11 protein-coding genes and 6 pseudogenes are annotated in these 21,937 nt (G+C 38.7%); 10 read left to right on the forward strand and 7 right to left on the reverse strand.

Going from position 1 to position 21,937, the window contains the following annotated elements:
* Positions 1–4: 4 nt before the first annotated feature.
* Positions 5–1,558 carry an esterase-like activity of phytase family protein gene (locus FTU01_RS12460; RefSeq protein ID WP_167846514.1) on the reverse strand — a complete coding sequence of 518 codons (1,554 nt, stop codon included), beginning with the start codon at positions 1,556–1,558 and terminating at the stop codon, positions 5–7.
* A gap of 474 nt (positions 1,559–2,032) precedes the next feature.
* Here FTU01_RS12460 and FTU01_RS12465 point away from each other — a divergent pair.
* A pseudogene (locus FTU01_RS12465) lies at positions 2,033–2,860 on the forward strand (TonB-dependent receptor domain-containing protein); the annotation flags it as partial.
* 268 nt (positions 2,861–3,128) lie between these two features.
* On the opposite strand, the pseudogene FTU01_RS15650 reads toward FTU01_RS12465, so the two are convergent.
* Positions 3,129–3,215: pseudogene (locus FTU01_RS15650) on the reverse strand (HNH endonuclease); the annotation flags it as partial.
* A gap of 38 nt (positions 3,216–3,253) precedes the next feature.
* Complete coding sequence (locus FTU01_RS12470) at positions 3,254–4,486, reverse strand: ATP-binding protein (protein ID WP_094069408.1); 1,233 nt, start codon at positions 4,484–4,486, stop codon at positions 3,254–3,256.
* 335 nt (positions 4,487–4,821) lie between these two features.
* On the opposite strand from FTU01_RS12470, the pseudogene FTU01_RS12475 reads away from it, so the two are divergent.
* Positions 4,822–5,124, forward strand: a pseudogene (locus FTU01_RS12475) (transposase); the annotation flags it as partial.
* Here the strand turns inward: FTU01_RS12475 and FTU01_RS12480 are convergent.
* On the reverse strand, positions 5,109–5,447 hold the full coding sequence (locus FTU01_RS12480; RefSeq protein ID WP_154320127.1) for a transposase: 339 nt from the start codon (positions 5,445–5,447) through the stop codon (positions 5,109–5,111). The pseudogene FTU01_RS12475 and the gene FTU01_RS12480 overlap by 16 nt on opposite strands.
* Positions 5,448–5,752: 305 nt before the next feature.
* Here FTU01_RS12480 and FTU01_RS12485 point away from each other — a divergent pair, with 305 nt between their 5' ends.
* The 6 genes from FTU01_RS12485 (at position 5,753) to FTU01_RS12510 (ending at position 18,586) form a co-directional block, all read left to right on the forward strand.
* Positions 5,753–7,510: a ShlB/FhaC/HecB family hemolysin secretion/activation protein gene (locus FTU01_RS12485; RefSeq protein WP_154320126.1), complete on the forward strand. Its 1,758-nt coding sequence runs from the start codon at positions 5,753–5,755 to the stop codon at positions 7,508–7,510.
* Between the two features lie 86 nt (positions 7,511–7,596).
* Positions 7,597–14,640 carry a hemagglutinin repeat-containing protein gene (locus tag FTU01_RS12490; protein WP_179994266.1) on the forward strand — a complete coding sequence of 2,348 codons (7,044 nt, stop codon included), beginning with the start codon at positions 7,597–7,599 and terminating at the stop codon, positions 14,638–14,640.
* 18 nt (positions 14,641–14,658) lie between these two features.
* Positions 14,659–15,279, forward strand: a complete 621-nt coding sequence (locus FTU01_RS12495) for a hypothetical protein (RefSeq protein ID WP_154320123.1) — start codon at positions 14,659–14,661, stop codon at positions 15,277–15,279.
* A gap of 236 nt (positions 15,280–15,515) precedes the next feature.
* Positions 15,516–16,591, forward strand: a protein-coding gene (locus FTU01_RS12500; RefSeq protein ID WP_179991387.1) for an IS3 family transposase whose coding sequence is annotated in 2 segments (ribosomal slippage) — positions 15,516–15,768 and positions 15,768–16,591 — 1,077 coding nt in all. Because the reading frame shifts where the segments join, the coding sequence is not laid out codon by codon here.
* Positions 16,592–16,689: 98 nt separating this feature from the next.
* Positions 16,690–18,078: a hypothetical protein gene (locus tag FTU01_RS12505; protein ID WP_179991388.1), complete on the forward strand. Its 1,389-nt coding sequence runs from the start codon at positions 16,690–16,692 to the stop codon at positions 18,076–18,078.
* Complete coding sequence (locus tag FTU01_RS12510) at positions 18,068–18,586, forward strand: hypothetical protein (RefSeq protein WP_179989170.1); 519 nt, start codon at positions 18,068–18,070, stop codon at positions 18,584–18,586. Before FTU01_RS12505 ends, FTU01_RS12510 begins: the two co-directional genes overlap by 11 nt.
* Before the next feature lie 120 nt (positions 18,587–18,706).
* Here FTU01_RS12510 and FTU01_RS12515 read toward each other — a convergent pair.
* Both FTU01_RS12515 and FTU01_RS12520 read right to left on the reverse strand, forming a co-directional pair.
* Positions 18,707–18,970, reverse strand: a pseudogene (locus tag FTU01_RS12515) (integrase core domain-containing protein); the annotation flags it as partial.
* A 33-nt stretch (positions 18,971–19,003) separates the two neighbouring features.
* Positions 19,004–19,480 (reverse strand): annotated as a pseudogene (locus FTU01_RS12520) (transposase); the annotation flags it as partial.
* Positions 19,481–19,970: 490 nt separating this feature from the next.
* Between FTU01_RS12520 and FTU01_RS15655 the strand changes: the two are divergent.
* Together FTU01_RS15655 and FTU01_RS12525 are read left to right on the forward strand one after the other, a co-directional pair.
* Positions 19,971–20,072 (forward strand): annotated as a pseudogene (locus FTU01_RS15655) (recombinase); the annotation flags it as partial.
* Positions 20,073–20,257: 185 nt separating this feature from the next.
* Complete coding sequence (locus FTU01_RS12525) at positions 20,258–21,457, forward strand: integrase arm-type DNA-binding domain-containing protein (RefSeq protein ID WP_005245164.1); 1,200 nt, start codon at positions 20,258–20,260, stop codon at positions 21,455–21,457.
* A gap of 41 nt (positions 21,458–21,498) precedes the next feature.
* Here FTU01_RS12525 and FTU01_RS12530 read toward each other — a convergent pair whose 3' ends face one another.
* Positions 21,499–21,912 carry a Cd(II)/Pb(II)-responsive transcriptional regulator gene (locus FTU01_RS12530; protein WP_179989169.1) on the reverse strand — a complete coding sequence of 138 codons (414 nt, stop codon included), beginning with the start codon at positions 21,910–21,912 and terminating at the stop codon, positions 21,499–21,501.
* Between the last annotated feature and the right edge of the window lie 25 nt (positions 21,913–21,937).

Genomic DNA, 21,937 nt, shown 5'->3' on the forward strand with positions numbered 1-21,937 from the left:
ATTGTTATGGGTTGAAAAGATTTAACTTATCGGCAATATATAAGGTAGGTGTATCGACACGCATGCCCACATTATCCAAATACTTTTGCTCTAAACCATTGGTTGTCCAAAGACCCATGTCATCATCATTCACAATGCCAAGAGTTTGTCGGTTAATCAACCATAGACCTTCCATTTTGTCATGCGCATAACTTACACGTTTACCCATATCCAATACCAATGTTTTACTTACTGGCTGAATATTTAGTGCTTGTAATGCTTCCCATTTTTTATCGTTATTGATGAAATATTGCTCGAGGGTTTTACCTGCAATCGTTAAACCAAGTTTAGGATCTTGCACTAGATCGCCCTGAGTTGCGATATCCTCCAAATTGGTAGCATCCTTCAGATCAATACGATAAACATGTTTCATGATATTCGGATCGTCTTTAAGGAATTTGCCATCACGTTCCAGTACTAAAAACTCATGATCATTAATCGCAATAATAGCTGAGTTTGAGTTAGCATCAATTTCTTGACGATAGAGATACTGAGCAACTTTTCCTGTTTCAAGATTGATCGTCACAATACGTGTTAAGGTTGATTTATTAACAGCTTTAGTCGGTAAGTCCATTGTCGATTGCATAATCCCAACCAATGTTTTTTGGTCAGGTGTAATAGTTAAACCTTCCATACCACGGTTGGCACGACGATAACTAAATTCTTGCGGTAAAGTGAAGGTATTGCGCACATCATTTACAAAAGGATTAATACGACCAATTTCTTTTCCATTGGCATCATAGTGCACAATGTGAGGACCATATTCATCACTCACCCAGAATGTACCATCATTCAATGCTGCCAAACCTTCAGAATCGAGACCGTAATCATCAAGTTTGATAGGGTTCGTTATTGGGTCATAAGGCTTTGATGGATCTTTAGCGATGACCTTGCCATGAATATCGTAAGGTGTTTCGCCTGTACCACCTAGTGCAGCAGTATTCGGTAATCCACTAATATTATTTCCATCACGATCTTTTAATAAAATCGTTTTGATGAGTTTGATTGAGCCATCATCTTGTACCTCAAACAACCCAATTTTAGGTATATAGTCTGGCATTGGAAAAATCTTACCAGCACCATTCACGCCATCATTATAGTCAGCATTTGGGCCACGATCTGTGATTGCGTAAAATTGTTTATTGTTCGTAGGATGGGCAGCAACATCAGAGCCAAAGCCACCCTGTCGAAGTGTAAATGCACTCGCAATAGTTGTTCCATTCGCCTTAAAGCTTGTTAAGTTTTGGTAAGGCAATGCAACCCCTTGGGCAAATAAGTTTGGACCACACTGGATGGAGCTTTGCTGGATTTCATTCGCATCCAACTCACCATTTTGATTTTTATCCAAACCACTTTCAATACGTGTTCCAGCACTCCAGCAATCATCATTTCCAAGTACTAAAGGCGTCTGTTGAATCAAACTATTCAATCCATTTTGACCATTGTCCCCATCATCAGTACATGCGGTTAATAAAATTGTCGAAGCTAATAAAGCTAAGGTTAGTGGTTTTTTTTTCATTTTTTTGAAGCATCATGTTTAAAAAGCTTCATCATAAGAAGCAAAAATGACAATTACATGAATGAAATATGATCAATGTAAAATTTTAGCAAATTAAAAATATCAGTAGTTTGTGGGGGTTATATCTAGGTTTTCTTCATTATTTATCAAATGTGGTTTGAGGTAAAATTAAAATAAAACTTTAAACTGCCACAGTATTCTAGATATAAGCAGCCTTATTATGAAGCTGTCTCATAGGGCAGGGTTATACCAATGCTAAGTTTGAAGTGATTGAATCATCCTACTTACTAACGACACAATGTGACGTGTCGAAATTTATGTTTATTGAAAATTCCCCCAAATAATTTAAATTACTGTAATATTTTCCAATAGTTAAAACATTGCTAGTAGCATCATCAACTTAAATGTACTGTGTTGCAGGTAATAGAATTAAGACATCAGAAATAGCTTCAGCACCATGACTAAACCACAGGCAATGGTGATGACAGTGGTTCAACAGATTATCAAAAGTTACTTCCAACTGTCGCTTTAGGCTGGGATATATTACCTGAGCTTTATACTTATGCTAGCTATGGCAAAGGCTTCGAAACACCAACCTTTACCGAGATGGCCTATCTTACAGTAGGGACTTCAGGCATTAACTTTAATTTAAAACCTGCGACCAGTGATACCGTAGAACTTGGCTTAAAATCGCAGAATACCTTAGGGTTATTTACTTTTGCTGTATTTCATACTGAAACTAAAAATGACATTGTGCCTGACGATGCCAATGGCGGGCGAAGCACATTTCGTAATGCAGAAAAAACCTTACGTGAAGGCTTAGAGTTATCGTGGCAAAAACAGCTCTGGCAAGCACTCAATATTCGAACCAGTTATAGTTATTTAGATGCGACTTTTGATGCTGATATTCCAGCGACCACAACCAAACCGCTGATACAAAAAGGAACATATATTCCAGGTATTGCCAAGAATCAAGCTTTTGTAGGCTTGGCATGGCAACCTGAGCAGGGATTTCAGGCAGGCTTAGAAGCACGTTATATGGACAAGATTTATGTCGATGATATCAACTCTGATACTGCACCAAGTTATACGGTCGTTGCGGCAAATGTTGGCTATTTGTGGGTCAATAAAGACTGGAAAGTAAATACTTATGCACGACTAGATAATTTATTAGATCGAAACTATGTGGGTTCCGTGATTGTCAATGATAGTAATAATCGTTTCTTTGAGCCCGCAGATAGACGAAATTTTAATGTTGGACTATCGATAAAAAAATATTCTAACATAGGCTTTGTTGCATAAATACATAACCAACTGATTTTGTTCATTAATTTTTAGGTTGAAATTCATACAAACCTATTTAAATCAGAAGCTTACAAAATCTTTATGCAACAAAGCCGTGGAACAGCCACAAATAAACTCAGTAATAAATTTTTAAACATATTAATCCCCCGTTAAGTAACGGATTATAACAGCCGTAACTATCTAATCACATGCAAAAAGTAGCCGTTTCGCCTTTTCCTGTCCTCACATGATGCAAGCGGACCATACATCTTAATCAGATAGAAATCGAGTCGAGGTAAATCAATCCATCACAAATGGAGCAGAAATTATGCTTGATCACACTCTTGGTTAATGCTGAAAAGTCTTTGAGTTTTAATTAATAAATAAGTGTATCCATGTCTACCCTCAACTTTACTTATTTTCAGATAGCAACCAATCGAGAGCACTCATTTTTACAATACCATTATAATTCGCTTCAGTCCCTATCGTGTCTAAGGTAAGCAAATACTTGGGATACGAATCAGAAATTTTCTGTAATGGACGTAACTCTCGGCTGAGTGTCTCCTCATTGAGCGTTTCTAATGCCACCTGATAATAAGTTAAATTCTGTAAAGTATCGACAGCAACAAAATCAATTTCATATTCATCAACCCGCCCTACATAGACCGTATAACCTCGTCTGACAAGCTCAAGATAAATCACATTTTCTAAGATATGACCTTGATCAGCATTAGCATCAGGCAACATAATCCGGCGCAATCCGACATCAACTAAATAGTATTTTTCAGAGGATTGTAATAACTCACGCCCGCGTACTTTAAATTGTGCGGCACTATAAAATAACAAACTGTCCTGTAAGCCCTGAATATAGCGTTTTACTGTTTCAAATGAAATTTTAACCCCACTTGAAACAAAGGTATTTTTAATTTTATTGATGGAAATAGGTGAGCCTGTCACGCTTGCCAAATATCTTGCGACACGCTCGAGAGAGTTAATATCGGCAGTATTCAAACGGGGAATAACATCTTTAAACATTACACTGGCATAGACTGCTTGCAAGTAATCATAAGTTTCCTGCTGGCTAGTCATGGCAAGCGTATAAGGGAAACTACTGCGCGTATACATGGCATACAAATCACGATTTGATAATTGTTGGATGATCGGATTATTTTCAATATGCCACTGTTTAAATTCTTGGAATGACAGAGGTAGAACATGTTGCTCGATATAGCGTCCTGTAAGTAAAGTCGCAAGTTCTCCACTTAGAAAGAATGCATTTGAGCCTGTAATATATAAATCGATATAATCCCGAACATATAAAGAGTCGACTACTTTCTCAAAATTTGTAACATGTTGTATTTCATCTAAGAAAACATAGTTTTTTTTACTTTTATCAACTTTGGACAATACATAATCATGTAGTTTACGGTAATCGGTGAGTTCTTCAAATTCCATAAATTCGAAGTTGATGGCAATGATGTTTTCGGCTTGTACACCCTGTGCTTTTAGGATTTGTTGAAACATTGCCAATAAGGTGGATTTTCCAGAGCGACGCACACCTGAAAGTACTTTAATGACATCACGGTCTTGCCATGTATTCAGAAATTTTAAGTAGCCATCACGTCGAATATTAGCGCTTCTCATTATTTACACTTGGAATCTAAAGTTTTAATAAATTATATCAAATTTTAGAACGTATATGTAAATATATTTAATTTTAAAAAAAGTTTAAGGTTAAGTGAAACATTCAAAGCTGCTGTTGAAGTATACGGATAGTAAATGTAATAAAAATCCAGATTCTATCTTTTTTGACTCTGTACACGACAAAAAACCTAAATATGCCTAATATCGTATCTGGGTCTACTCCTTAGATGAGCAATGGTGATGCCTTGTTTTCGGATTTGTTGAGACTGTAAATAAAACTATGTAAACGCTTAAACTCCCCCAACGTTGTTGGGGTCAAACAAAAGGTGTTTACCATGAAAGATGAAGCAATGTTGGCACTCGCTAAAGAGTTAGCCAAGAACCTAAAAACCGAACTCGATCTCAATAATTTTAGTCGGGCTTTAAAGAAATTGACTGTTGAAACTGCCCTTAATGCGGAACTCACCGACCATTTAGGTTACGAAAAGAATAGTCCACGAACAGGTAAAAATGCTCGCAATGGTTACACAACGAAGCGTCTACTGACTGATGATGGTGAGTTTGAACTAGATACCCCTAGAGATCGTGAGGGTAAATTTGAGCCACAGCTTATCAAGAAAAATCAGACCCGTATCACAAAGCCAATTTCTGCTTTTGAGTGAGGTAAAGCAATTTGAACCGTTAACATATTAGTAGAAATAGGATCTAATGGTGCAGAGCAGGATAAGGCAATAAATGCAGGTTTATTCGGTGGTGGTGAGCGATCATTCTTTGGTTTACCATCAAATAAGCGAATCCATTTGGATACAAGATTTGCATTCAATCCATGTTGCAAAGCGACCGAAGCAATTGAAACGTCAGGTGCTTTACAAGCCTGAACGATCTGCTGTTTAAATTCAGCACTGTATGTTCTTCGTTTTTTCGCTAGAGATGCGATGGATGTCTGATTATTTGTCGTCATAAATTTAAGTCCCCACTTGTTTTTAAGTGGGGACTAAATTAAGGCTTATAGGATGAATTCATAAGGTGTGTTCAGCGGACGCTTACGAAAAAACAGCCAAGTGCTCATATGGTACAGTTATATCAAGAACAATGGTCAGATTGGCTATCAACGACACATGTGGCAAGTGAAGGTGTCCTGCAGAATGAAAGTTAAGTGTCTATTGAGGGGTACAATCTAATGGGAGAAATTGAAAAATAAAATACCATTGAATATTTGGTCATTATTTGTTAATTTCTGCGCAAAATTTAACATGCAATAAATTTATGTTCAAAAAAAATATAGTATTAAAAAGTATTTTGCTTACTTTGGGTGGTTTTGTTGTTACTCCTTTTGCATTTGCAGAAACATTTGATCCAGCGATAGATGGTTTGATTCGAAACCAGCAGCGCCAAGCAGAACTAGAAAAAATTATACAACCAGAACGTGATGTTAATTTAGATGTCATCCAAAAAAAAGAAGCTGTACAACTTACCGACCTTGAAGATCAGAATTGTTTTGAAATCAAGACAGTTGAACTTGATGGCGAAATGAGTAAGCATTTTGATCAATATGTGCAACAAGCGTTAAAAGATTTAAGTTTTACTCCAGGTTTATGCATGGGTGAGCAGCGAATTAATCTGTTGATGACGCAAACGCAGAACATCATCATTGGCCGAGGCTTTACTACGACACGAATATTGGCTGCACCTCAAAACTTAAGTACAGGCGTATTAAAACTCACCGTCATTCCGGGATTAGTTCGAGAAATCAAACTCGATTTAAGTGATGAGGAAAATACCCGAGCAGGCCGAATTCAATATGCCAAAAATATCTTTCCAATGAAGAGTGGCGATATTCTCAATTTACGTGACTTAGAGCAAGGCTTAGAAAACTTAAAAAGACTGCCTACAGCGGAAGCTGATATTCAAATTATTCCTGCAGATGCGCCCAATCAAAGTGATGTTATCGTCAAATGGAAACAGCGAAAAATTCCAATTCGCGTGACCTTAAGTGCTGATGATGCCGGTAGTCGTCAAACCGGTAAATACCAAGGTAACATCACCGTTTCAGTCGATAACCCTTTATTTAGAAGTGACTTATTTTACGTCACCATGGGCCGTAACTTAGCAGATCAGCAAGAGATTACGGATCAAAATGGAACCACTGTGAAGAGCGGAACCCATAACTATGCCCTTCATTATTCAGTCCCTTATAAAAACTGGCTGATCAGCGCCAATGCGAGTCGATACAATTATGACCAAGCTGTTGCAGGCACCAATAATGTCTATAACTATAATGGAGAAAGTCAGACTCAAGACTTAGGCTTGACCCGATTGCTTTATCGGGATGCCAAGCGTAAAACCTCAGCGACCTTGAAAGGCTGGCATCGAGAATCTAAAAGCTATATTGATGATGCCGAACTGACCATACAGCGCAGAGATGTTGCGGGTTGGCAGTTAAACCTTGATCATCGTGAATATATTCAATTTGCAGTGCTGGATTTGAGTCTAGGGTATAAGCGAGGCACAGGTGCATTCGATTCATTACCAGCAGTTGAGGAAGCGCTGAACGAAGGTACATCACGGATGAAGATCTGGACGCTAGATGCCAATCTGAATGTTCCGTTCCAATTTGAGAACCAGCAATATAGCTACTCAAGTGCCTTTAGAGCGCAATACAATGACACCCCGCTGACCATCCAAGACCGGCTTTCCATTGGTGGAAGGTATACAGTACGCGGTTTTGATGGTGACCTAACCCTAGCAGCAGACCGTGGCTTCTACTGGCGCAATGATTTAGCCATGTCTATTTTTCCCGCACATCAATTCTATATGGCCTTGGATGCTGGGCATGTTGATGGTCAATCTGCCCAATGGCTTTTAGGTAAAACCCTTGTGGGTGGTGCGATGGGGCTACGTGGTCAATTTAAGGTGGGTGGCACTTTTTACTACGATATATTTATCGGTAAACCAATCAAGAAGCCTGAATATTTCCAAAATTATGATTTGAATTATGGTTTTAGTGCCAGTTATTCATTCTGATCTAAAGAAAAGTACAAACTAAAAAATGAGCTCGTAGTATTAAAGCGAAAAAATCTCCCAAATAAAGACACATTGGTAATTGAAAAATGAATAAGAACTGCTATAAAACGATTTTTAGTCAAACCCGTGGTGAAATGATTGCTGTTGCAGAAAATGTCGCAGCTGCAGGACAAGCCTCAACACAGAATAATAAAGCGGTTGATCTTGAAACACCAGTCGTTGCTTCTGAAAAAAGTTTAGCTTTAAAAGTTCTTTCATTTTCATTGATGCTGATTACAGGCACTGCCCTGATCAATGCATCTATTGGTGTATCGCACAGCAATGTTGTTGCAGACTCGAATGCGGCAGGCAATCAGCGTCCAACGATATTGAACAGTGCCAATGGCACAACGCAGGTGAATATTCAAACCCCAAGCAAAGCTGGGGTATCGGTGAATCACTACCAGCAATTTGATGTGAATCAGAACGGTGTCATTTTAAATAACAGCCGCCAAAATACTCAAACGCAGCTTGGGGGTTATATCCAAGCCAATCCGTGGCTTGCAGGCGGTGAAGCCAAAGTCATTGTTAATCAGGTGAACGGCAGCAATCCAAGTCACTTAAATGGCTATGTAGAGGTCGGTGGACGTAAAGCAGATGTGATCATTGCCAACCAAGCTGGGATTAATGTCGATGGTGGCGGTTTTATCAATGCAGGTGGGGTGACTTTAAGTACCGCCAATCCGAATATTCAAAATGGACAAGTGACAGGTTATCAAGTCCGTGACGGGGTGATTAACATCACAGGTCAGGGCTTGGATGCCAGTAAAGCCGACTATACCCAGTTACTCAGCCGTGCTGCACAGATCAATGCGGGGATTTGGGCTAAAGAATTGACGGTGGTTGCTGGACAAAATGATATTGAAGTTAATCCGCAGGCTGGTGCGATACAGGCGGCTTCGGGGTTGGCAGGCACTGTGCCACAGTTTGCCATTGATACCAGTCACTTAGGCGGAATGTATGCGGGCAAAATCAGTTTAATCAGTACCGAACAAGGGGTTGGGATTAACAATGCAGGGCAAGTGTTTGCTTCAGCCGGGCATATTAAAATCAGTGCCAATGGCGAGCTGCAAAATAGCGGTGCAGTAGTTGCAGAAAATAAAGTCGATAGCACCCCAGCGAGTTTAAATCTTCAAGCAAAAGATTTAAACAATAATGGCAAGATATTAAGTCTAGGCGATCAACGCATTCAGGCTGAAAACGTCAACAATACCGGCCTCATTAATAGCCAAGGTTTAACTCGTATTGATGCCAGTCAAGGCATCCAAAACGTGGGTACAGGTCAAATCTATGGTGACCATATTGCCCTGCAAGCCGCGCATCTTCTCAATGCAGAACAGCAAACCAATGGCGATGTCAAAGCAGGCACGATTGCGGCACGTCAACGCTTAGATATTGCAGGCGGAAAAATTGAAAACCGAGAACAAGCCTTAATTGCCAGCGAAGGTGCGCTGACTGTTGGTGGACAACTCAATGCAAACCATATGGCAGAAGGCTCTGCCGCATTATTAGACAATGCCAGTGCACGTATTCAATCCGTGGGTGATATGTACTTAGGCGTGGATATTTTGACCAACCGAAATTTGCATTTCAGTTCAAGTGTCAAAGAAATACCAGAAACCCGCAAAGATGTGACCGCTTATCAAGGTGCTGGAAGCGCTGAAATTCTTGATTCATCGCATATTACAGGTCGTGGCAGTTATGACAGCATTTATCTGGATGGTCAAAAATATGAAGACTATACCCGATATATCTACAACCAGTACGAAACCCAACACTATGTGGATTCCAGTGCACCAGCGGAGATTATTTCAGGTGGCACACTGACGCTAAAAGGCCAAAGCCTGACCAATGACAAGAGCCAAATTCTAGCGACGAAAGGCATTAATATTGAACAAAATGAAGTGAATAATATTGATGCTGAGGGTGAGCATCGTGTGATTAAAACGGGGACATCACAGTATCACTATGTAGGTTGGAATACATTAGGTACAAGTAAACGAAGTAAGTGGAACAGTGTTAAACCCTATAATCCAGCTGATATCGTAACGCCAATAAAACTTGATGTGGTGAAATATGATGGTGCTCACCAAGGCACATTAAATGGTGATACCTCAGAACTCAGCTTACCGCTGCAATCCTTATACAGCGTTAATAAAGAAAATAATAACCGCCCTTTGATTGAAAGCAGCGATGCCTTTACCAATTATAAAAATTGGTTAGGCAGTGATTACATGCTGCAAATGTTCGCGACCAACCCACAAAATATGCAAAAACGTTTAGGGGATGGTTATTACGAGCAAAAACTGGTCAATGACCAAATTGCACAACTGACGGGTCAAGTTTATTTAGATGGTTATACGAACTTCGAGGATCAATTCAAAGCCTTGATGGATTCTGGGGTAAGTGCTGCCAAAGATCTTAATTTAAGTGTTGGAGTGAAGCTCTCAGAAGCACAGATTGCTCGATTGACCAGTGATATGGTGTGGCTGGTGACAGAAACCATTACCGTTGATGGCGAAAAAATCCAAGTCTTGGTACCGAAAGTGTATGTTGCGGTACAGTCGGGGGACTTAAACAACAAAGGTGCCTTGATTGCAGGCGAGACGGTCAATTTAAAACTGAGTGGGGATTTAAACAACCAAGGCAGTATTGCTGGACGCCAATTGGTGAGTCTTGAAGCCAATAACATTAATAACGTGGGTGGCTTAATACAAGGTCGAGATGTCTTTGCGACAGCACACACCGATATCAATAATATTGGTGGGACAATGACCGCCAATCAAATCCTTGCCCTTGATGCGGGCCGAGACATTAACAACATCACCACGACGATTAAAACTGAAAATAAGCACGGTTTAAGTGAATTTAGCGCTGAAAACATTGGCCGTGTTGCTGGGCTGTATGTACAAGATGCGGATGGTCAGCTGGTTGCCAATGCCAAGAATAATATCAATCTGACTGCATCAGATCTACAAAGCCAAGGTAGCATTGCGATCCAAGCGGGACAAGACCTGAATCTTTCTACGGTGAATGTCAGTCGCAGTGATTTAAGCTCAGCAGGTGACAAGGATCAGATTCTGAATGCTTCGAGTCGAGATGTAGGGACGCAGATTCAGGCGAAAGGAAATATTTCCCTGCAAAGTGGTGCCAATACTCAGATTAAAGCCAGCACCTTGAACAGTACGTCGGGCAATGTAGTGATTGATGCTGGACAAAATGTCTTGATCGAAAATGGACGAGATGAACGCAGTTCTCAGCTTGCAGCCCATGAAAAAGGTGGCTTCTCTACAACAGATAAAAAAATCCAATCTTCGACCAGTCAATCGATTGCAACCGACATCCAATCGGGTGGCAATATCCTGATCAATAGCCAAACAGGAGATATTCAAGCCACGCACCTGCAAGCTGGTGCGAAAGACAGCATTCAAATTACGGCAAACCAAGGCAATGTAAAACTTTTGTCAGATATTGATACTGATATAAAGAGCACGGAAACAGCCAAGAAAAATACAATTCAATTTAAAAACCGTCAATCAGGATATATCGACGAAGATGTTGCACAAACACAGCTCAAAGCTGGCAAAAATGTTGATATCAATGCCGGTAAAAATATCGAGCTGCAAGCCAATGATATACAAGCTCAAGACAATATTTATATTGGCAATAAACAATTCGAACGCCAAGCGGATGGCAGTTTAAAATCCAAAGATGGTAATGCCCTGCCCGAAAATGTCAGTCTGACGACATTAGAAACCAATGATCAGCAATGGGATGAAACCCAAAAAGGTTATCGTGGCATTGCCAAAGACTTAATGAAAGTGACTGCTGTTGGCTTAGCGGGTATTGAGGCTTTAGCTCCGGGATTAAAAGCACCGAAGATCACGATCGGAGAATCATCGAGCACACGGACTGAGCAAAGAACACAAACAGGGACCGATCTTGGTGCCAATAATGTCTATGTGGGTTCAGCAGGTCAAACGACACTGACCAGTAGCAACATTGATGCACAGAACACGGTCTTAGCGGGCAAAAAAGTCACGCTCGATGCAGCAGAAGAACAACACAAAACTGTTACGTCAAACAGCAAAGAAACGGTACAAGGTCTTGGGGTTAAGCTGAATAAAGACAGCATTCGAGTGGGCGGCTTTGTACTTGAAGACGCAGAGAATACCGTTAAAACTACAGCCACAACGCATAAGTCAGGCAATATCAATACTGAAAATTTAACAATTCAAGGTGCAGAAGGTGTAGATATCCTCGGCCAAAATATCACAGCGACAGGTGATACGATCATTGATCATGGTCGAGGAAATCTTAACATAGGCGGTTATGAAAATAAAACCACCACAGAAGAAAAGACTCATACTGAAACCATCAGTACAGAAGTCGGCATTCGCAATGCCTATTTAGATGCAATCTTAGCGGTAGAAGCTGTTGCAGATGCAACTAAAGCCTTATCTAAAGCTAAAGATGATTATAGCCAAGCACAACGTGACTATGCAGCGGGTCGAATTACCAAAGGAGCCTTAGATGACAGCAAAGCCAATGTCGCAATGGCAACGGCCAATGTGGCAAGTGCACAGATTGCTGTAGGGGCAGCAGCCGCATCTGCGGCTGCAAGCAGTGCAACCTATGGCTTTACTATTGGTGCCAATGGTGAAAGGATTGAAACTACGACGACCACGAATACAGAACAAAGCCAATGGCAAGGTAGCAACTTAGATTTAAATAACCTTCAGCTTAAATCAGAAGGCCAAGACATCAATATCCAAGGCAGCCGAGTGAATGCAACAGGCACCACGACCTTTGATGGCAGCAAAGACCTCAATGTGACTGCAGGCGTCGAGCATAGTAAACAGGACAGCAATAGTAAAACCAATAGCCAAAGTGTGAGCTATACCTATGGCGGTGGCGGCAGTGCTTCAATAGGCAAGCAAACCAGCCAATCACAAAACGAAAGCCTCACCCACGTAAATAGTGAAGTTGTGCTGAATCGTACTGAAGGTGCAATAGACAAACTGAATATTCAGGGCGGTGAGGTTTCTATCGCTGACCGAGGTAATCTACAAGTAAATCAGATCCATGTAGAAAGCTTGCAGGATACAGAGACTAGCAGTAATAGCAGCAAAGGCGGAAATATTGGCTTAGGTTTTGGTTCTAACGGTAAAGCCAGCAATATCAGCGCTGGCTATAACCAAAGTAAGGGCAGCATTGACAGTGCATGGGTAAATGACACTAGTAAGCTGCTGATTGGCAATGCGCAGAACGATGCTGATCTAGATGCGATGGGTGTTAAAAATATTACCAGTATTGGTGGTGTGATTGCCAATGCGACGAAGAATGAAGACGGCACATTAACGGATCACGGTAAGCTGAACTATTCAGGCGAACTTGCGCTGAAAGACATAGAAGATCATAACTACAACAGTAGCAGTGGTTTTAATGTATCAACGACGATAGGCAAAACCACGAACAACAAAGATGGAGAAAAATCCAAATATCCAAACGGTTCAACCACCATTGGCCTTAACAGCAGTGGACAAGAAACAGAACAATTGACTAAGGCAACGATGGGTCAAGGGACTGTTGCAAATGCCTCAGACAGCACCAATCGGGACATTAATAATACGCAAGAAATTACTCGTGACCAAGTGACGGGCATGCTGGATGGTTCTGTGACGGTTGATCAGCGTTTACTGAGTAAGAGTGGACGGGCGGAGATTATTCAAGAGCAGAAGGAATTACCTGAAAATTTCCGTCAAAGTGCTGAAAATATTGTGAAGCAAATGCCTGAGGGAGAATATAAAGAGAAGGCTTTACAAAGTTTAAATAATATACAAGCAAAACTTTATAGTTTACCAGCAGATTTTGAGGGTTTAGAGGAATATGGGCAGCAAGTTGCAGGGGAGCTATTGAAAAATGGTCTTGAAATTAAAGAGGTCGAAAAGATTATAGATACAGATAATTATTGGTATGCAATTCAAAAATTATCTGCTGTCCAAGAACAATTAGATATTTTGAGTCAGAATGGTAGTGGCATTGAACAGATTCTTAATTCTGAGCTCTCTAAAGAGCAACCAATAGTCAACTCAAACTCCTTAATTAGTATATTAGCTGAAAATACAGATAGTTCTCTTGCTGTAAAAGAAACGGATTTACTAGGTTTTAAATTTTTACATGCGGCAGCAGAAATTAGTAAAAATATAGAAAAAATTTCTGTAGATAGTGGTGTTGACATTGAAAAAATACAACTTGCTGCTAGCGTGTTGTTAGGAGGGCCTGTAAAAGCAACAGCAGGATATATAGTTAATCAATTTAGTGGAGAATATATTGATTATGCTACAAATGCGGTATCAGATCATTTAGTAAAATCACTCTACGGACTTTCAGATGGTCTATATGATGATTGGAGTCGGTCTGAAAAAATTAGTGAGTTGAAACAGCTTGGACTAAGCGATGATGATTTTCAACGAAGTCTTAATTATGCGGAATCACTGCAAAATGCAAAGCTAGGTGCTACTTTTATTGTTGGTATAGCTGCTGAGACACTAATTTCAGGGAAAGGAAAAGCTAAAAATAGTGATGAAATATCAGTAAAACCTACTGTTCCTGATTATGTTACTCGTAATGATCATGATTTTTCTGCTACAGAAAATTATAAAGGTAAACCAAAAGCTTACATAAATGACAAAGGTGATTTGGTTGCTGCAAACCCTGAAGGAACAGGATCTGTTCAATCTCATATTAGAGGTGGTAATTCTGAGAATACACCATACATTTCAACAAGTGATCCAGCAATAGCTATTGATTCTAAAAATTATGGTGGTGAGCAAATTAAGATTGATACGAAGCGATTGCAGGAAGATATTGATGCAGGTAAGATTTCTGGTAGTCAGATTGTGACACATACCGAAGTTAGAAAGGAATTACAATCTAAAGTCGATGCAGCTCAGGCGAAATATGATCGTAATCCTAGTAAAAAAAATCGAGATAAATTAAGAGATGCAAATAAAGATTTGAATCATGCTATTAGAGATGGGGAATGCTTAATCAAAGGTTGTGTTCCATCAGAATACATAAAGAAATAGTTTGTAAGGAGTATAGAGTTGGAACAGAAGATTATAGACTTATTAAATGAGATTCCTGATAGTGTCAATTATACAGATATAGCAGAGGACTTAGATGCTGAAGATATTTCAGTTAGCCGTATAGAACAGTTAAGAGAATTATTAACAAATTCGGATGACTATATTGTATTCCAAGCTGCTAAATTGTTGACATTTTGGGGAGATGATTATGGTTTTAATGCTTTAACTGCATTATTTGAAAACAATAAATTAAATGGTTTTATTGATCATAGGCTAAATGGTTATGATGATACATTGCAACATGTTCTTAGAGCATTTATTCGTTATTGGGCTGATAAATCTGACCATGGTCTAGGTACCTTAACAAGAAAAAAATTGTTTCCATATATTGTCAAAATAATAGAGCTTGCTAATACTCAACCTTTTGGAATAGATTCTTTATTTGGTTTAATAATCGATGAGGACTTCAAAGAATATATTCCATTTTTAAAAGAACATTTAATTTCAATCATTGATCATCCAGAAATACATGGTTGGAAAATTCATGATGTTATTGAGTTATTTTTAAAAATTGAACCTGATTTTGTATATAAATTATTGGATGAAAAAGGAAAGACGTTAAAGGATTTTAATTTTTGAAATTAATGTATCGACCAGTATTGGTATTCCACAAAAGGGAACTAAAGAAGCTTCTACAGCTCCAAAAGGTTCAACGACCATTGGTATCAATAGCAGCGGGCAAGAAACAGAACAACTGACCAAGGCAACCTTAGGTCAAGGTACTGTGACGAATGTGAAAGATACGGTAATCCCCCCTAAAAATAATAGGATCTAAAAGTAGAATTTTCTCTTAAGATACGAGCAGGAGATTCTGCATGAAAACATCTAAATTTACTGATAGTCAGATCATGTCCATCTTGAAACAGGCAGAATCTGGCACACCTGTAGCGACCCTTTGCCGTGTACACGGCATGAGTAATGCTACCTTTTATAAATGGCGTGCCAAATATGGTGGTATGGATACATCATTAATGGCTCGACTGAAAGAGCTAGAAGCCGAAAATACCAGACTTAAAAAGATGTATGCGGAAGAGCGATTAAAGGCCGAAATCATCCAGGAAGCGATGGCAAAAAAGTGGTAAAGCCATCTTGCCAGCGTAAGATGGCACAACAGGCAGTTGCCCAGCATGCCATTAGTATTCGTTTGGCTTGTAAAGCATTTGGCATTAGTGAAACCTGCTACCGCTATCAAGCCAAACTCAGCGATGACAATGCACTCATTGCTGAACAGCTCATTGAACTCACTGAGGAAAATTCCGATTGGGGCTTTGGTTTGTGCTTCTCGTATTTACGGCATGTTGAGAGTTGCTGCTGGAATCACAAGCGGGTTTACCGCATTTACTGTGAGTTGGCACTGAATCTGCGTATTAAACCGAGAAGAAGACTAAAACGGCATGCGCCTGAACCATTGAAAGAACCAATCCGAGAAAATCAGGTTTGGTCATTAGATTTTATGCATGATCAGCTTTCCGATGGTCGCAAGTTTCGATTATTGAATGTGATTGATGATTACCGCCGCGAAGGCCTAGCCATTGAAGCAGGGTTCTCATTGCCCACAATCAGGGTTATTCGTACGTTGAATCAATTGCTGGAGTGGAGAGAAAAACCGTTAGTGATCCGATGCGATAATGGTCCCGAATTTATCAGTCACGAATTTGTGCGCTGGGCTACTGAGCATGGTATTCGTATTGAATATATTCAACCGGGTAAGCCACAGCAGAATGCGTATATTGAACGCTATAATCGGACCATACGTTATAGTTGGCTGAGCAAGCATTTATTTGATACTTTGGATGAAGTACAAGATTATGCAACAAACTGGTTGTGGCATTACAACCATGAAAGACCACATCAAGCTAACAAAGGAAAGCCACCTCTAATGGCTGCTTAACCTCTGCTTTTAACTTCGGTTATTTATGGGAGGATTACCATACCACCAACCGTGATATCAACAATACCCAAGAAATTACTCGTGATCAGACCACAGGTATGCTGGATGGTTCAGTAACGATTGATCATCGATTACTGACAGAAGCTGGACGACAGGAGATTATTCAAGAACAGAAGGATTTGCCAGAGAATTTCCGTCAAAGTGCAGAAAATTTAGCACAAGCCTTACCAGCGGGTGAGTATAAAGATAAGGCTTTACAAACACTAAATAATATTCAGGCAAGGCTTTACAATTTACCAAGTGAATATAAAGAAACGGGTGTAGTTGGTGACAAAGTTGCAAGTGAATTGCTCAAACGAGGGATAGAGCCAAAAGAAGTTGAAGCTTTATTTTCTAAATTAGATTTTTTCTATGCAGCAAAAGAGTTTAGTGAAATTCAGAGTCAACTAGATACATTAGCTCAATCTGGTGTTGATTTAGAAACGATTTTTAAACAACCTAAAATAGGCGTAAATGAACAAGAAGTAATTTATGCGAAAGGAACTGACATTGAGACAAAAGTTACGACCCAAACCACAGTTGGTATGACGATATTAAGCAATATTGCTGATTTAGGAAATAATATAAAGCAGATTAGTGAAGATACTGGAGTTGATTTAGGTACTGTTCAACTTGCGGTAGGACTAATGATTTCAGGCCCAGTCCGTTTAGCAATTGAGACAGGAAAATCTTTAGCTTTAGATAGTGCGGTAGGAGCTGAAATAGCTCAAGGATTTGATGCGCTGGCGACATCATTAACTGCCGCCGCTCATGTTACCAATTCAAATACGATTAATAATTGGACTAATTCAGAGAAAGTTAAAGAAATTGAAGCCTCAACATCTGAAAATAAATTAGATGAATTGAAATTTGCAAATGAAATTGAAAAAAATAAACAAGGTGCAGAATATTTAATTAATGCTGTGGCTGGAGTTGTAGGTGCTGGAGTAGGTAAAGGTGTCACTAAGGGGAAAGATGCTGATATTGAAATAAATCAAAAGCAATCTCTTGATGTGGGATGGGTTGATAATTATGGAAATCAAAAGAAAGTCACTGGAGATGGAACCGTGGCTAGAGATCATCAGCCGTCTAAAGCTGCATTATTAAAGAGAGCTGAAGACTTAAAGGAAGCGCCCTTAACTCAAGCAGAGAAAAATCGTATTATTAATGAAGGAATGAGTGTAACTGTACCAAATGAGGTGCATGCCGCAGGTCCAACCTATGCAGGAAAAAATAATAAAGGACTCATTGAAAATGATGCAAATGATTTACAAGCAGCACAAATTAGGGATTCTGAGGCAATGATAGATAATGCAAAAAAATTAACGCCTGAGTACGTTACAAAGTTGCAAGAAGCATGTACTACATTGAGCTGTAAAAATAATGCTGATTATGATAAATTTTTGAAAAATATTATGGATGAGGAGGCGAGAAAGAATGACAAATAAGTTTATTGATCATTTAATATCACTGTTGGGTAAGTCAAATATTGATGAAAAATTAGTTGATTTTTTTGTTAAAAATCAATTTGTGAAAAGTCAAGAGGAAATTAAATTACCAATTTATGATGAAGATGGTGATTTATTGGATGAGTATAATTTTTATATTAGTAAATATGATGAGGGATTGGGTTTTATATTTACTGATGAGTCTTTTTATTTAAATCAGGAGGACAAACCCATAACTGGTGAAAAAATATACTTAACGACTATATTTTTTTATAATGATGGTGTGGAAGGCTTTTCTCAATATAAACAAGAACTGCCATTTAATTTAAAATTTTCAATGAATAAAGCTGAAATTGAAAATATGTTAGGAGTGCCATTATTTATTAAGAATGATGATGGCGTGGTTAGAAGCCAAAAATGGAAAATTGAAGATATTCCATTTACAATATATATTTCATATAACAATATAGGTGAGATTAGATATATTTCATTAAGTATTCCTTACTGATTTAGTTAAAGTCGTTCCTACCCTATTTTGAATAAAAAAGCGGTTCTTTATTTAAAATGGAGCTACATTAATAGTTTTTAAGGTAATCCTTCAATAAATAACCGAAGTTAAAAGTAGAGGTTAAGCAGCCATTAGAGGTGGCTTTCCTTTGTTAGCTTGATGTGGTCTTTCATGGTTGTAATGCCACAACCAGTTTGTTGCATAATCTTGTACTTCATCCAAAGTATCAAATAAATGCTTGCTCAGCCAACTATAACGTATGGTCCGATTATAGTGTTCAATATACGCATTCTGCTGTGGCTTACCCGGTTGAATATATTCAATACGAATACCGTGCTCAGTAGCCCAGCGCACAAATTCGTGACTGATAAATTCGGGACCTGAGATACCGTCTTGGTAGTCAATCAGGTTTTGAGATTATTCGACCACTAAATAATCTCTTCGATAGGCAGTCTGATGTTTTAAAACGCCATAACACAGATGTATAAGCTTGCGCATTGCAGCACCTAAAGCACACATTTTATTTTTACCCTGGCTTAATAATCGTTGATATAAAGCTTCAATGTGTGGATTATATTTAATCGCTGTTAATGCCGACATATACAATACTGAGCGTATTTTACTGTCACCTGCTTTTGATAAGTGACTTTGCTTGTTGACTGAACTGCCAGACAACTGATGTACTGGAACCAAACCTACATATGCAGCAGCTTGACTTGCTTTTTCAAACTTGTGCGAATGAAATAACCCCAACAGTAATAAGCCTGATCGTTCACCGATTGAAGGAATAGTTTGCAGTAATTTCAAATCCTGTTTCAATGTTGGATCTTGATCTATGTGATTATTTATTAACTTATCAATATGTTCAAGTTGCCGATTTAAATAGGCTTTGTTGCATAAACATTTTGCAAGGCACTGATTTTTAAAGGTTTGTGAAAATTTCAACCTAAGAATAAATTTAATAAAATCATATTCTTAGGTATTTGTGCAACAAAGCCGATCCGAATCGGAAGCCAAAAAGCTTTTGGGGCAGATTATTAGGACGGAAGTGAATTCATAGTAACTGTCCAAATGAAAGAAGAATCAGTGTCCTTTACGATAAGAATATGCAATTTATCTAAGAATTATATTGCTGAATAAGCTTTTAAGAATATAGGTTTGGGCAATAAAGCCTTTAAATTCTATTACTGAATAAACCCTAAGTGGCCGATTTGGAATAGGAATGAGTGGTAGGGTGCGAATAGGAATAGGTGGTAGGTTTATGCTGGAATATGCATTGAGTCCAATCCTTGATCGTGGAGACTATTGTATTAGAAACAATAGCAGACCTAAAAGGCTTTACTGGTATCCATTGATTATTCAATAACATTAAATAGAGCCGTGAGACGTTGAAAGGCTCACAGAGTGGGAGGTAAAGTATATCCTCATCTCTCGTAAAACAGCTGACGAAGTCCGAGATAGAATCATTGCGTCAAAAAAAACGTGATATTTGAGAACTAAAAAAGAAGTGGTACTCCTACTGGTTACTAAAATTAAAGTATATTGAATAATAAATTTATAAAACAATACTTTACAAATCTATATGATGCGTAGTGTACGCATCATACATAAAGCGTTCTATTTTGATATAATTGATCCAATCAACCCATTGTTAGGTTTCATTTAAATTCCATGAGTCTTACTGAAATTAAAGTTCGCCAAGCTCATTGTAAGGAAAAAACCAGTTTTTTATCCGATGAAGATGGGCTTAGCCTGAAGATTGAGCCGAGTGGAAGAAAATCTTGGTGCTATCGCTATACAGATCCACAAACTAAAAAACGTCGACGCATTCAGTTAGGTCGTTATCCTGATTTATCGCTGAAAAAGGCACGACAAGTCAGAGATGACTTTAAAGACAATGATTTCTGTTTTGAACAAGATACTGCCTCTAATGTCATCACCTTTGGTAAGGTCGGGGAGGAGTGGTTACAGTTCAAACTGAAAAATGCCTTCAACGATCTACCCCGCTGTGGTGTACTACAGTTAGCAGAAAGATGCTTACAGCAAGATATTTATCCAGACCTTCAGGATCTACCTTTTCAAAACATCAAGCGTTATGACCTGGTTTCAGTAATCAAAAAAATAGAGGGACGCCAAGTAAAAGAACCTGTCAAGAAAGCTTGTAGTTATTTGAACCAAATTTATGACTACGCTGTAGCGATGGGTTATTGTGAATTCAACATCGCGCATGGTTTAAATAAAATCGCCATTAACAGTAAAATCAAGAAAAATTATCCGTATTTGAAAGCGGAGGATATATCTGATTTTAAGTATAAATTACAAAAATTGGATGCCCATCCGATTATTAAAAAAGCACTGCTGTTCAAATTACATACTGGCGTGCGAGGGGCTGAATTGTTATTGGCTGAGCCTCATCATTTTGATTTAAATGAAAAAGTCTGGAAAATACCTGCCTTGCATATTAAACAGTTTCGACGAAAAGTCATATTAGGCCATGAGATTCCCGACTTCTTAGTTCCACTTTCAGATCAGGCTTTAGATATTTTAAAAGACGTCATGCAATGGTCATACGGTGAAAAGTACATTTTTGCTAGCCCACGGAAACATAATCAACCGATTCATTTTAATACATTAAATATGGCTATACGTAAGATGGGCTATGGAAAACATCAATTATCCTCTCATGGACTACGTTCCACTTTTAGTACCATTTTGAATGACTCAGGTTTGTTCCAGGATAACTGGATTGAGGCACAACTTTCACATATTGATAAGAACCGTACCCGTGCCAGCTATAATCACGCTGACTATTTAGCCCAGCGGACTGAAATGATGCAGTGGTGGGGTGATTATTTAAGTACTGCTAAGTGAAAATCGTACTTTTATACATAGACTTAAAACATTATGGGGTTTCAAATGGATAGTAAACAATATACTTGCCGTGTTACATGGTCAGCAGAATATAATGAGTATGTTGGGTTGTTCGAACCACAAGCACTAGCCATTTGTTGTAATTCAGCTTTAAGCGCCCTTAATTCTTTCATGCGTTTATTCACTAGTGCAAGTTGCTGATCAATTAATGCATTAACGCTAGAGCAGCTTTCTTCTGGCTTATTTTTTAATTCGATAAGACGTTTAATATCATTGAGTGATATATCTAGGCTGCGACAATGCTTTACGAATTCCAATTGTTTAAGTGCTTTGCTATCATACAGCCTGAAATTACCTTCTGAACGATTTGGATTTAACAGAAATCCTTCTCTTTCATAATATCTAATCGTTTGTATTGAACAGCCCGATTTTTTTGACAATTCGCCTATTTTCATCAATTTCCCCCAGACATTTGACTCT

It is taken from the genome of Acinetobacter sp. YH12043 (genome assembly GCF_013419915.1).
In the GTDB taxonomy this organism is placed as follows: domain Bacteria; phylum Pseudomonadota; class Gammaproteobacteria; order Pseudomonadales; family Moraxellaceae; genus Acinetobacter.

Excerpts from the sequence above, each read along its gene's own strand:
- FTU01_RS12460 (WP_167846514.1), bottom strand. The coding sequence starts at position 1,558 with ATGAAAAAAAAACCACTAACCTTAGCTTTATTAGCTTCGACAATTTTA.
- FTU01_RS12470 (WP_094069408.1), bottom strand. The coding sequence starts at position 4,486 with ATGAGAAGCGCTAATATTCGACGTGATGGCTACTTAAAATTTCTGAAT.
- FTU01_RS12480 (WP_154320127.1), bottom strand. The coding sequence starts at position 5,447 with ATGACGACAAATAATCAGACATCCATCGCATCTCTAGCGAAAAAACGA.
- FTU01_RS12485 (WP_154320126.1), top strand. The coding sequence starts at position 5,753 with ATGTTCAAAAAAAATATAGTATTAAAAAGTATTTTGCTTACTTTGGGT.
- FTU01_RS12490 (WP_179994266.1), top strand. The coding sequence starts at position 7,597 with ATGAATAAGAACTGCTATAAAACGATTTTTAGTCAAACCCGTGGTGAA.
- FTU01_RS12505 (WP_179991388.1), top strand. The coding sequence starts at position 16,690 with ATGCTGGATGGTTCAGTAACGATTGATCATCGATTACTGACAGAAGCT.
- FTU01_RS12510 (WP_179989170.1), top strand. The coding sequence starts at position 18,068 with ATGACAAATAAGTTTATTGATCATTTAATATCACTGTTGGGTAAGTCA.
- FTU01_RS12525 (WP_005245164.1), top strand. The coding sequence starts at position 20,258 with ATGAGTCTTACTGAAATTAAAGTTCGCCAAGCTCATTGTAAGGAAAAA.
- FTU01_RS12530 (WP_179989169.1), bottom strand. The coding sequence starts at position 21,912 with ATGAAAATAGGCGAATTGTCAAAAAAATCGGGCTGTTCAATACAAACG.